We start from the raw sequence: 12368 nt of genomic DNA on the forward strand, positions 1-12368 counted from the left end.
CACAGCCTGGAAACGCGAGCTCGGCACCACATGGCTCGCCGAACCCTCCAAAGGACCATTGCAGGCGGCACTGCGGAATCTGCAAGCGGCGTTCGACAAGTTCTGGCGCAAACAGACCGGCTACCCGCAGTTCAAGAAGAAGAGCAAGTCGAAGGATTCGGCCACCTACTTCGCCAACTGCTTCACCTATCGCAGCGGGCAGATCAAACTCGCCAAACAGTCGCAGCCGCTGAACATTCGATGGTCCCGTCCGCTGCCGGCCGGGGCAGTACCGTCGCAGGTAACCGTATCGCTGGACGCGGCGGGCCGCTATCACATAGCCGTTCTTGTCGAGGACACGGTCGTGAAGCATGCTCCCACGAAGGCTGTACTAGGCGTGGACGCTGGGCTCACCAGCCTCTATGCGTTCTCTTCCGGGGAGAAGATCAGCACCCCCCGGCACGAGCGCGAGGATCGCGTTCGTTTGGCGCGGGCGCAGCGGGCGCTGTCGAAGAAGGAAAAAGGCTCGAGGAACCGGGCAAAGGCACGTGCGCGTCTTGCGCGGATACATGCTCGGATCGCGGATCGTCGCCTCGATCATCTGCACAAACTCTCGACTCGGTTGGTGCGCGAGAACCAAGTGATCGCCATCGAGGATTTGAGTGTGCGGAACATGGTCCGCAATCGAAGCATGGCGCGGGCGATCTCGGATGCTTCGTGGGCACAATTCCGGATGATGCTGGAGTACAAGGCGGATTGGTACGGGCGCAATGTGGTTGCGGTGGACCGGTTCTATCCGTCCAGCAAGACCTGTTCGGTATGTGGCCGGATCAACGATTCGATGCCGTTGCAAGTCCGGAACTGGATGTGCCCATGCGGTGCATCTCACGATCGGGACGTCAATGCTGCGAAGAATATTCGGGCCGCTGGGCTGGCGGTCTTGGCCTGCGGAGATGGTGTGAGACCACCCCGCAGCTGATGTGGGGAGGCAACTGTCGATGAAACAGGAAACCCTGGGTGTGAACCTGGGAATCCTCCGCTTTCGGGCGAGGGTAGAAGCCAAGACTGGCACGATGGCACGGTGATAACCGCGACGACTCCGAAAGGTGAACGGCGTCGCCAGGCGCTGGTGGCTGCTGCCGCCGAATTGCTGCTCGAAGGCGGTTTCGATGCGGTACGGCACCGATCGGTCGCGACCCGCGCCGAACTCCCGCTGGCTTCGACGACGTACTACTTCGAATCGCTCGAGGATCTGATCGCGCGCGCCGTCGAGTTCAGCGGTAACGCCGAACTCGAGGCGATGCGGCGGCGTGTCGGCGAAGTGACCCACCGCCGCCGCGGTGCGGAAGCGACCGTCGATCTGGTACTCGACCTGTTGATCGGCTCCGACGGTGTGGACGACGGCGCGCGGGGCCGGTTGATCGCCCGCTACGAGCGCACCGTCGCCTCCGCGCGCCATCCCGAGCTACGCGAGGTCCAGCTCCGACTACGCGGGCAGCTCGACGAGCTGCTTGCCGATGTGCTGCGCCGATCCGACCGGATCGTGCGGCCCGAACAACTTCGCAGGCTGGTCGCGGTGGTCGACGGCGCGGCGGTCGCCGCCCTGAGCGAACCCGATCCGCAACCCCGGCGGCTGGCCCGCGGAGCACTGCTGGAGGTCATCGATATCGTCGCTCCGGCGACGCACCAGCCGATGGACCGGTACCGGTCATTAGACTGACCGGACGTGACCTCCGACCTGATTCCCAACGTCCTCGCCACCCGCTACGCCGGCCCGCAGCTGGTGCATCTGTGGTCTCCCGAGCACAAGATCGTGCTCGAGCGGCGGCTGTGGCTGGAGGTGTTGCGCGCCCAGTCCGAGCTGGGTGTCGAGGTACCGCCCGGAGTGGTCGCGGACTATGAGCGCGTCGTCGAGCAGGTCGACCTGGCGTCGATCGCCGAACGCGAGCGGGTGACCCGCCACGATGTGAAGGCCCGGATCGAGGAATTCAACGCCCTCGCCGGCCATGAACATGTGCACAAGGGGATGACGAGCCGCGATCTCACCGAGAACGTCGAACAATTGCAGATCCGGCTGTCGCTGGAACATATCCACGCGCACGGGGTCGCGGTGGCCGCCCGGCTCGCCGAACGCGCCGCCGAATACCAGGCGCTGGTGATGGCGGGCCGCTCGCACAATGTCGCGGCGCAGGCCACCACCCTCGGCAAACGTTTCGCCTCGGCCGCCGACGAACTGCTCATCGGCCTCACCCGGCTGCGCGAACTGATCGAACGCTATCCGCTGCGCGGGATCAAGGGCCCGATGGGTACCGCGCAGGACATGCTTGATCTGCTCGGCGGTGACGCCGCGAAACTGGCCGCCCTGGAACAGCAGGTGGCCCGGCATCTCGGCTTCACCAGTGTGTTCACCAGCGTGGGCCAGATCTATCCGCGTTCGCTGGACCACGATGTGCTGTCCGCGCTGGTGCAGATCGGCGCGGCACAGTCCTCGCTGGCGCACACCATCCGGCTGATGGCCGGACACGAACTGGTCACCGAAGGCTTCCAGCCCGGGCAGGTCGGCAGTTCGGCCATGCCGCACAAGATGAACACCCGTTCCTGTGAACGGGTCAACGGGTTGCAGGTGGTGCTGCGCGGGTACGGGTCGATGGCGGCCGAGCTCGCGGGCGCGCAGTGGAACGAAGGTGACGTGTTCTGCTCGGTGGTGCGCCGGGTCGCGCTGCCGGACGCGTTCTTCGCCCTCGACGGTATGACCGAAACCTTCCTGACGGTGCTCGCCGAATTCGGCGCCTACCCGGCGGTGGTCGCCCGCGAACTGGATCGCTACCTGCCGTTCCTGGCCACCACGCGCATCCTGATGGCCGCCGTCCGCGCCGGGGTCGGGCGGGAAGCGGCCCATGAGGTGATCAAAGAACACGCGGTCGCGGTGGCGCTGGCAATGCGCGAGCAGGGGCGCGAACCCGATCTGCTGGACCGTCTCGCGGCCGACGACCGTCTCCCGCTGGATCGCGCCGCCCTGGACGCGGCGCTGGCGGACAAGTCGGCGTTCATCGGCGCGGCGGATGCCCAGGTCGCCGAGGTGGTCGCCCAGGTCGGGAAGTTGGCCGACGCCTATCCCGAGGCCGCCCGCTACACGCCCGCACCCATCCTCTGAGCGGCCTGCCACCGCACGCGCGTGAGGCGTGCAGGATAGTCCGATGGACCGGCGGCAGCGATGTCCGGATGTGCTCGAAAGGGCCCTGAGGCCGCGAGACCGAACCGGCGAGGCCGTGGCCGTCCGGTGATTCGGGTGCACCCGCGCGAGGAGGTCTCGCGCCTGCCCACCGACGGGATTCCGGCCGTTGCCGGGCTTCCGGCCCGCATCGGTGGGCGAGGCGAGTGCGATGTCAGATCGCGAACCGCCGGGCCCGGTTCTCGTGCGCGCGGGTCAGTGCACATAGTGGCGCTATGGATCCGTATTCGATTTTCGCCGACATCATCGCCGGACGCGCCCCGGCCAGCCGGGTGTACGAGGACGACGATGTGCTCGCGTTCATGGATATCCGGCCGCTGACCCCGGGGCATCTGCTGGTTGTTCCGAAGATCCCGGCCCGGGATCTCGGTGAGCTGGATCCGGAAATCGGCGGCAAGTTGTTCAAGGTGGGGCAGCGGCTGGCGGCGGCGCTGCGGGCGAGCGAAGTGGCATGTGACGGCGTGAACTTCTTCCTGGCCGACGGCGTCACCGCGGGCCAGGAGGTTTTCCACGTCCATCTGCATGTCATTCCGCGGACCCCCGGAGACGGGTTCGGGCTGCGGGCGCGTCCGCGGACGCCACCGCGGGCCGATCTGGACTACCTCGCCGGTTCCGTCCGGGGTGCGCTGGAACGGGGAGCGCGATAGGGGCGTGCCGTCGAAAACCACTTCGGCGCGCTGGTCAGGGGGCTACGCCGGCATTCGGTTCTTGTGCCTCCTCGGGAGTCGATGCGCAACGCCAAACGCCACCGGTATGCGGCTCGATGCCCGCGTTCCGGTTTTGTCCGCAGTTCCGTCGATGTGGGCGGCGGGGGGGCCGGCGGTCCCGAGGGCGGATGTCTGCTGTCGACCGGGTCCGGTCGGGCGCCTACCGGGGCGGGGCGGGTGATTCCCACTGCCGGAGCGGTTTCGCGGGGCTGGGCGTCCGAGGACACGTAAGGTCGTGTATCAATAACTCTTGGTACGTTTGCTGTTCGAATGCTGAATGTCGACGATATCGCCGGGGCATGATGGTGTGCGTTGGCCTACGCCGAGTTCTGGGTGGGGATACGGAGGTGTGGACGTGCGGTTGTTCAGGTTAGCTGTGCTCATGCTGGCGGTGGTCGGATCGGTTGGTGGCCTCCCGGTTCTCCGGCCGGCTCCGGCGGCTGCGGCCGAGGTCGTCGGAATCGACGCGCTGAGCCCCACCCGGTCCGCGGTGTTCATCGCCTCGCCCGCGATGAACGAGATCGTGCAGGTGCAGGTGCTGCATCCGGCCGGCGGTGGTTCGCGGCCCAGTTACTACCTGCTGGACGGGCTGGATCCGGGGGTCGGGCAGAGTACCTGGACCAACGCCACCGACGCCGAACCGTTCTTCCTGGGGAAGGACGTGAACGTGGTGCTCCCGGTCGGCGGTAAGGCCAGCTATTTCACCGACTGGCAGCGTCCCGACCCGGCCCTGGGCCACTACAAGTGGGAAACCTTCCTCACCCAGGAGCTGCCGTCGATCATCGACGCCAACTTCGCCGGTAACGGGGTGAACGCGATCGGCGGGCTGTCGATGGGCGGGCATGCGGCCTACATCCTCGCCGCCCGGCATCCTGCGCTGTACACCGCGGTCGCCGGGTACAGCGCCTGTCCGGATACGGGGATGGCCACCGGCGCGGTGCAGTTCTCGATCATGACCCGTGGCGGCAATCCCGACAATATGTGGGGTCCGGCCGGCGGCCCGGCATGGGCGGCCCACGATCCGGCCCTCATGCTGGACCGATTGCGCGGTAAAACCCTGTACCTGTCCACCGGGACCGGCCTGCCGGGCCCGCACGAACTGGAATTGAAACCCCAGCTGCCGGAGAACATCGTGCTCGGCGGTCCGATCGAGTTCGCGGTCGACACCTGTGTGATCGCCTTCGAACGGCGTGCGCGCGCGGCCGGCGTGCCGATCCGGGTCGACTACAGCCCGGTCGGCACCCATTCCTGGTCGTACTGGAACGACCACCTCAAGGCGTCCTGGCCGGTCGTCGGCCGCGCGATCGGGGCGTAGGGCCGGGCCGCTACGGTGGTGGCCATGGCTGAGACTGGTGGTCCGATGACCGAGGCGGTGACGGCGCCGACGGCGAAAACGGTGCCGCAGGAGCGAGTGCATCACGGCGATCGTTTCATCGACGAATACGAGTGGCTGCGGGACAAGGACAACCCGGAGGTCATCGCCTATCTGGAGGCCGAGAACGCCTACACCGAGGCGCAGACCGCGCATCTGGCTCCGCTGCGCGAGAAGATCTTCGACGAGATCAAATCTCGCACGCGGGAAACCGATCTCTCGGTGCCCACCAGGCTGGGCGAGTACTGGTACTACTCGCGCAGCTTCGAGGGTAAGCAGTACGGCGTGCAGTGCCGCTGCCCGATCGACGCCGCCGCGGCCGGTATCGACGCCTGGACCCCGCCGAAGCTGGAGGCCGATACCCAGATCCCCGGCGAGCAGGTGCTGCTGGACAGCAACGAGCTGGCCGAAGGCCACGATTTCTTCGCCCTCGGCGCGTTCTCGATCAGCCACGACGGGAACCTGCTGGCCTTCTCGGTCGATACCGCCGGCGACGAGCGCTACACGCTGCGGTTCAAGGATCTGCGCACCGGTGAACTGCTCGGCGACGAGATCGCGCGGACTGCGCCCGGCGCCACCTGGTCGCTGGACGGCAGCCACGTCTTCTATCAGACGGTCGACGAATCATGGCGCCCCGATACCGTCTGGCGGCACCGGCTCGGGTCCGCCACCGAAACCGATGTCAAGGTCTTCCACGAGCCGGACGAGCGGTACTGGGTGAGTATCGGCGGCACCAGGTCCGAGAAGTACCTGATGATCTGGGTGGGGTCCAAGATCACCACCGAGGGCTGGGTACTGGAATCGGATAACCCGACCGGTGAGTTCCGGGTGCTGATGCCCCGCCGTGAGGGCGTGGAGTACGCCGCCGAACACGCTGTGGTGGCGGGACAGGACCGGTTCCTGATCCTGCACAACGACGTCGTGGACGGAGTGAAGGCGGAGAACTTCGTACTTGCCGAGGCCCCGGCCGACGATCCCGCGCAGCTGCGCACGCTGATCGGGCACCGCGATGATGTGCGGCTCGAGGATATCGACGCGTTCGCCGGGCAGCTGGTGCTCAGCTACCGCCGGGAGGCGCTACCGCGGGTAGCGGTGTGGCCGCTCGGCCCGGACGGTTACGGCGAGCTGCGCGAGATCGAATTCGACCTCGAGCTCTACAGTGCCGGGCTCGGATCCTGCCCGGAATGGGATCAGCCCACCCTGCGGGTCGGGTTGACCTCGTTCATCACCCCGACCCAGGTTTTCGACTATGTGGTGGACACCGGGGAACTGCTGCTGCGCAAGGAGCAGCCCGTGCTCGGTGGCTATGACGCCGGAGACTATGTACAACACCGTGATTGGGCCGAGGCCGCGGACGGCACCCGGATCCCGATCTCGATCGTCGCCCGCCGCGATACCGATCTGGGCACCGGCCCGAAACCGCTGCTGCTCTACGGGTACGGCTCCTACGAGGCCAGTATGGACCCCGGGTTCTCGGTATCACGGTTGTCGCTGCTGGACCGCGGGATGGTCTTCGCCATCGCCCATGTGCGCGGGGGCGGTGAGATGGGGAGACTGTGGTACGAGAACGGCAAAACCCTCACCAAGAAGAACACCTTCACCGACTTCGTCGACTGCGCACGGCATCTCGTGGAGAACGCAACCACGTCGGCGGACCGGATGATCGCCGACGGCGGCAGCGCCGGTGGCCTGCTGGTGGGTGCGGTGGCGAATATGGCACCGGAACTCTTCGCCGGGGTGCTGGCCAATGTGCCTTTCGTCGACCCGCTGACCTCCATACTCGACCCCTCGCTCCCGCTGACCGTGATCGAATGGGACGAATGGGGAAACCCGTTGGCGGACAAGGACGTCTACGACTACATGAAATCGTATTCGCCCTACGAGAACGTGGTGGCGCAGGACTATCCGGCAATCCTTGCCATCACCAGCATCAACGACACCCGGGTGCTGTACGTGGAACCGGCGAAATGGGTTGCGAAACTCCGCGCCACCAGGACCGGGGACGCGCCGCTGCTGCTGAAAACCGAGATGAGCGCGGGGCACGGCGGGGTCAGCGGGCGGTACGAGAAATGGCGCGAGGTCGCGTTCGAGTACGCCTGGGTCCTCGACACTGTCGGTGCCGGCGACCGGTAGTCGGCAGCGCTGATCGCCACGGTGATAGCTCTACCCTTCCGGCTGCCGGGCGACCGGACGGGTAGAGCCACCGGCCTACCGAGCGACCGGACGGCAGGCGCCGCGCGGTTCCCGTCCGCGCACGTCACGGCACCGGCGTGCGTCGTTCCGTCCCACGCTCGCCGGGTGCGCGGCCGCGGGCGCCCGCGGGGGGGTGGCGACCGGACCGTGGCCGGATGTTCGCCCGGCAGTCACACCCGCTGCACGGTCTGGTCACCGGACCTGCATGTATAGGTCATCGGCATGGCATACGGCGGTCACCTCCGGCTGCCACCGTTGGTACATGAACGCTGAGCTGCTCGTATCGGTGTCCGGAGTCCGGGAAACCACCCGGGACGCGGCGATCGGGTTCGCCGAGGAGATGGATCAGCGCGGTGTGCGGTTGTCGCTGCTGGTGGCGCCCCGCCTGAAGGGGAAGTACCGGCTGACCGACGACCCCACCTCGCAGGAGTGGTTGCGTGGCCGCCGGGAACGCGGGGACGCCATCGTGCTGCACGGGTACGACCAGGCTGCCACGAAACGGCGCCGTGCCGAATTCGCGACCCTGCCCAAACACGAGGCGCTGCTGCGGCTCACGGCGGCCGATCGGGTGATGGAGCAGGTCGGGCTGCGGACCCGGCTGTTCGCGGCCCCGCGCTGGGATGCATCCGCCGGTGCCGTCGCGGCGCTGCCCGAGCTCGGTTTCCGGGTGTCGCTGGGGCTGAACGGTATTCACGATCTACAACGCAATACCGTGCAGAAGGCGCGGGTCTACGGCATCGGTGAAGGTTTCCGGGCCGAACCGTGGTGGTGCCGGGCGCTGGTGCTCGGCGCTGCCCGGACCGCCCGGCGCGGCGGGGTGTTGCGGCTGGCGGTGTCGGCCGCGCAGCTGGGGCGGCCGGGTCCGCGGCAGGCGATGCTGGATGCGGTCGATCTCGCGCTGTATCACGGGGCGCGCGGCGATGTGTACCGCTGGGAAGTCGTTGCCGCGGTGCGCGCGGCCTGAGACTCCGCCGCCCCCTGATCGGCGATAACGGGGGCGGCGGTTTCGGCCGGGTATTGCCGGCTCAGAAGGCGGTGGTGTCTTCCGGGCGGAGCGGTGTGAACTCCGTGTCGCTCTTGCGCATTTCGTCGAGCCGGCTGAAGTAGACCCCCCAGGCCTGCTCGGCGATGATCCCGTAGTGGATGGGGAACGCCACCCGCGGCGCGACCGAACGCAGATAGTCGACCGCTTCGCTGATCTTCATCCACGGCGCCGCGGCGGGGACCGCCAGTACATCCACCGGGGTGTAGGGCACCCACAGCGAATCACCCGGATGGACGAACCGGGTCGGGTTGCCGGTGTTGCCGAGTTGGAACACGGTGTTGTCGACGACCGGGAGCTCGGGATGGATCACCGCGTGCCGGCCGCCGCCGCCGGTGATCCGCAACTCGCCGAGCTCGATCACATTGCCCGCGTGCACCGCCTCCCACGGACCCTCGTGTAACTCGGCGGTCTGCGGGTCCGACAGCAGGCGGGCGCCGGGGTTGGCGGCGATCAGCGCCTCGATCCGCTTCGGGTCGATATGGTCTGCGTGCTGATGGGTGACGGCGATGGCGTCCAATCCGGTGAGACCTTCGAAACCGTGCGAGAACGCGCCGGGATCGAAGAGAACCTTCTTACCGTGCAGTTCGACGAGTACGCAGGAGTGACCGAAATGGGCTACATGCATGCTCCCAGGCTAGTACTGCAGGACGGGTTCACCTCACCCGCCGCGAGCGCCGGTAGTCGCGGCAATTAGGCTGCTCAGGTAACCCCATCAGCGTTCCGGCCCGTTGCAGCGCCGGGCGCAGCTCACCCCTTTTCGTGAGGAGCAACCCGTGGCACGTGTCGTGGTCGAGGTGATGCCGAAGGCCGAGATCCTGGATCCGCAGGGGCAGGCCATAGCCGGCGCGCTACCGCGCCTGGGATTCGAAGGCGTCACCGATGTCCGGCAGGGCAAACGGTTCGAACTCGAGGTCGGCGACGATATGAGCGACGACCAGATCGCGGCGATCGCCGAATCGCTGCTGGCCAACACCGTGATCGAGGACTGGAAGGTGGTGCGCGTCTCGTGACCGCCCGTATCGGGGTCATCACCTTCCCGGGCACCCTCGACGATGTGGACGCCGCCCGCGCCGTGCGGCTGGCCGGCGCCGAAGCGGTGAACCTCTGGCACGCCGATGCCGACCTCAAAGGCGTGGACGCGGTCGTGGTCCCCGGCGGTTTCTCCTACGGCGACTATCTGCGCTGCGGTGCCATCGCCCGGTTCGCCCCCGTGATGGGCACCGTGATCGAGGCGGCCGGCAAAGGTATGCCGGTACTCGGTATCTGCAACGGTTTCCAGGTGCTGTGCGAGGCCGGGCTGCTGCCCGGTGCGCTCACCCGCAACGAGGGCCTGCATTTCATCTGCCGCGACCAATGGCTGCGGGTCGAGGCCACCGATACCGCCTGGACCTCCCGCTACGAACCCGGCGCGCAGATCCTGGTCCCGCTGAAATCGGGCGAGGGCCGCTACCAGGCGTCGCAGCCGGTGCTCGACGAACTCGAGGGCGAGGGCCGGGTGGTGTTCCGCTACGAAGGCGACAACCCCAACGGCTCGCAGCGCTCGATCGCGGGAATCGCCTCGGCGAACAAGCGGGTCGTGGGGCTCATGCCGCACCCCGAACACGCCACCGAGGCGCTCACCGGTCCGAGTGACGACGGGCTGGGGTTGTTCCTGTCTGCCTTGGATGTCTTGGTTGCTTCCTGAATCGGTGCCCGGTGGGGAATCGGTGTTCGGTGTCGCGAATAGCGTGGTCAGGGTCTCGGACGCACCTAACGGTATGACTCGGTAATACCGGGCCGGTAAGCTGCTTTCGTGAAAAAGATCACGATCAGCATCCCGGACGAGATCGCAGAAAAGGCTGCTCGCGCCGTCGACTCCGGCGATGCCTCCTCGGTGTCGGCGTGGTTCGCTGATCTGGCCCGCCGCGAACCCGACTGGGCTGCCGCCGCCGAAATCTTCGCCGAACTCGCCGTCGAGGCCGGGGTAACCGGCGCCGATCGCGAATGGGCTGCCGGCGTGTTCGATGAGATCGATGCCGAGCACTCCGATCCCCTCGGCGGCGCGGCGTGATCGTTCTCGATACCGGTGCGCTGATCGGACTCGGGAAAGGCAAGCCTCGCGCTGTCGGGCTGCTCGCGGAAGCCGCCCGCCGGAGAACCCGAATCGTCGTACCGGCAACGGTGCTGGCGCAATCGTGGCGCAATGATCCCCGGCAGCATCCGATTCGACGATTGTTGAAAACAGATACGGTGAGCATCATTGCGCTCGACGAGGCGGCCGCCGTCGCCATCGGCGTGGTGCTTGCCGCGTCCGGTACCGCCGACATGGTGGACGCTCACGTGATCGTGGCCGCCAGGGCCCTGCGCCGACCGCGTCGTCACCTCCGACCCGGACGACTTGACCGCGCTCGACCCGGCGGTGCGGCTGGTGGTGGTCTGACAGATCTTCATGTGGCACGCATAAGGTCACTCTTATGCCGAGTTCTGCTACCGCGGCTTCGGCCGCCGGGCTGTGCGCCTTCATCGATGCTTCTCCTTCGCCGTTCCACGTTTGCCGGACCATCGCCGAAGATCTGGACAGGAACGGTTTCGTTCGTCTCGACGAGACGCAGCCCTGGCCCACCGCAGGTGGCAGGTATTACGTCGTACGGGGTGGTTCGCTCGTCGCCTGGGCCGATCCGGCGCGGACCGGCCCCTTCCGGGTTGTCGGGGCGCATACCGACAGCCCCAACCTGCGAGTCAAACAGCACCCTGATCTGTCGGTGGCCGGATGGCAGCTGGTGCGGCTGGAACCGTACGGCGGGGCCTGGCTGAATTCGTGGCTGGATCGGGAACTGGGAATTTCCGGGCGGCTCAGTGTGCGGGAGGGCAACAGGCTCGCCGAGCGGCTCGTGCGGATCGACGAGCCGATCCTGCGTGTCCCGCAGCTGGCCATCCACCTCTCCGAGGATCGGCGCGGGGTGACGCTCGACCCGCAGCGTCATCTGAACGCGATCTGGGGCGTGGGCGGCGAACCCGCGTCCTTCCTGGACTATGTGGCCGAAGCCGCCGGGGTGGATCCCGCGGCCGTGCTCGGATGGGAACTGATGACCCACGATCTTGCGGCGAGCCGGGTGATCGGCGCGGGCCAGGATCTGATCAGCGCGCCGCGGTTGGACAACCAGGGCACCTGCTACGCCGGTCTGCAGGCGTTCCGTACGGCGGTGGACAACCCGGGCGCCGCGGTTCCGGTGCTCGCGGTATTCGATCACGAGGAGGTCGGCAGCCAATCCGACCGCGGTGCCCAGTCCGAACTGCTGTCCACGGTGCTGGAACGGATCGTGCTGGCGCGGGGCGGCGGTCGCGCCGATTTCCTGGCCGCGATGGCGGGGTCTGTGTGCGCGTCCGGTGATATGGCTCATGCCACCCACCCGAACTATCCGGAGCGGCACGAGCCCGCGCACGGGATCGCGATCAACGGCGGACCGGTGCTCAAGGTCAACCAGAATCTGCGCTACGCGACCGATGCGGTCGGTGCAGGCGCGTTCGCGCTGGCGTGCGCGCAGGCGGGCGTCCCGATGCAGCGGTATGTGCATCGGGCCGATCTGCCGTGCGGATCCACCATCGGCCCGATGACCGCTGCCCGCACCGGTATGCCGACCGTGGATATCGGCGCACCGCAGCTGGCGATGCACTCGGCGCGGGAAATGATGGGCGTCGCCGATATCACCGCGTACGCCGCGGCACTGGCCGCCTTCCTCGCACCCGAGAACTGATCCGGACGACGCCGGAAACAATCGCTCCGCTCGGGGCGCTGCGCCGTGCACCGCCTTCGTGCTACCGGTAGGGCGGGCCGGGGATTTACCCCGTCGGTTCGGCGGT

Annotated in this window: 12 protein-coding genes; 11 read left to right on the top strand and 1 reads right to left on the bottom strand. The window is 67.3% G+C overall.

Annotation, left to right across the window (positions count from 1 at the left end; genetic code table 11):
• The 7 genes from NFL01S_RS06415 to NFL01S_RS06445 all read left to right on the top strand — a co-directional run.
• The coding region (locus tag NFL01S_RS06415; RefSeq protein ID WP_062972525.1) for an RNA-guided endonuclease InsQ/TnpB family protein at positions 1 to 958 on the top strand (958 nt) is incomplete at its 5' end.
• Positions 959 to 1060: 102 nt separating this feature from the next.
• On the top strand, positions 1061 to 1699 hold the full coding sequence (locus tag NFL01S_RS06420; protein WP_033244076.1) for a TetR/AcrR family transcriptional regulator: 639 nt from the start codon (positions 1061 to 1063) through the stop codon (positions 1697 to 1699).
• 6 nt (positions 1700 to 1705) lie between these two features.
• Positions 1706 to 3133: an adenylosuccinate lyase gene (purB, locus tag NFL01S_RS06425; protein ID WP_174555651.1), complete on the top strand. Its 1428-nt coding sequence runs from the start codon at positions 1706 to 1708 to the stop codon at positions 3131 to 3133.
• A 293-nt stretch (positions 3134 to 3426) separates the two neighbouring features.
• Positions 3427 to 3858 carry an HIT family protein gene (locus tag NFL01S_RS06430; protein ID WP_062972769.1) on the top strand — a complete coding sequence of 144 codons (432 nt, stop codon included), beginning with the start codon at positions 3427 to 3429 and terminating at the stop codon, positions 3856 to 3858.
• A 442-nt stretch (positions 3859 to 4300) separates the two neighbouring features.
• Positions 4301 to 5233 carry an alpha/beta hydrolase gene (locus NFL01S_RS06435; protein ID WP_174555655.1) on the top strand — a complete coding sequence of 311 codons (933 nt, stop codon included), beginning with the start codon at positions 4301 to 4303 and terminating at the stop codon, positions 5231 to 5233.
• 24 nt (positions 5234 to 5257) lie between these two features.
• Positions 5258 to 7423, top strand: coding sequence for a S9 family peptidase (locus tag NFL01S_RS06440; protein WP_371851783.1), 2166 nt, complete (start codon positions 5258 to 5260; stop codon positions 7421 to 7423).
• Between the two features lie 322 nt (positions 7424 to 7745).
• Positions 7746 to 8447 (top strand): DUF2334 domain-containing protein, encoded by a 702-nt coding sequence (locus NFL01S_RS06445; RefSeq protein WP_062972529.1) that lies wholly within the window; start codon positions 7746 to 7748, stop codon positions 8445 to 8447.
• A 61-nt stretch (positions 8448 to 8508) separates the two neighbouring features.
• Here the strand turns inward: NFL01S_RS06445 and NFL01S_RS06450 are convergent, their stop codons facing one another.
• Positions 8509 to 9153, bottom strand: coding sequence for an MBL fold metallo-hydrolase (locus NFL01S_RS06450; RefSeq protein ID WP_062972531.1), 645 nt, complete (start codon positions 9151 to 9153; stop codon positions 8509 to 8511).
• Between the two features lie 148 nt (positions 9154 to 9301).
• Between NFL01S_RS06450 and purS the strand changes: the two genes are divergently transcribed.
• From purS to NFL01S_RS06470, 4 genes are all read left to right on the top strand, one after another.
• On the top strand, positions 9302 to 9538 hold the full coding sequence (gene purS / locus NFL01S_RS06455) for a phosphoribosylformylglycinamidine synthase subunit PurS (protein ID WP_033244081.1): 237 nt from the start codon (positions 9302 to 9304) through the stop codon (positions 9536 to 9538).
• Entirely contained in the window at positions 9535 to 10212 is a 678-nt protein-coding gene (gene purQ / locus NFL01S_RS06460) for a phosphoribosylformylglycinamidine synthase subunit PurQ (protein WP_062972533.1), read from the top strand. The genes purS and purQ overlap by 4 nt, the downstream gene beginning before the upstream one ends.
• Positions 10213 to 10320: 108 nt before the next feature.
• On the top strand, positions 10321 to 10578 hold the full coding sequence (locus tag NFL01S_RS06465; protein ID WP_062972535.1) for a hypothetical protein: 258 nt from the start codon (positions 10321 to 10323) through the stop codon (positions 10576 to 10578).
• A gap of 403 nt (positions 10579 to 10981) precedes the next feature.
• Entirely contained in the window at positions 10982 to 12262 is a 1281-nt protein-coding gene (locus NFL01S_RS06470) for a M18 family aminopeptidase (protein WP_062972537.1), read from the top strand.
• The last annotated feature ends 106 nt before the right edge of the window (positions 12263 to 12368 follow it).

It is taken from the genome of Nocardia flavorosea NBRC 108225 (assembly GCF_001613385.1).
Taxonomy (GTDB): Bacteria; Actinomycetota; Actinomycetes; order Mycobacteriales; family Mycobacteriaceae; genus Nocardia; species Nocardia flavorosea.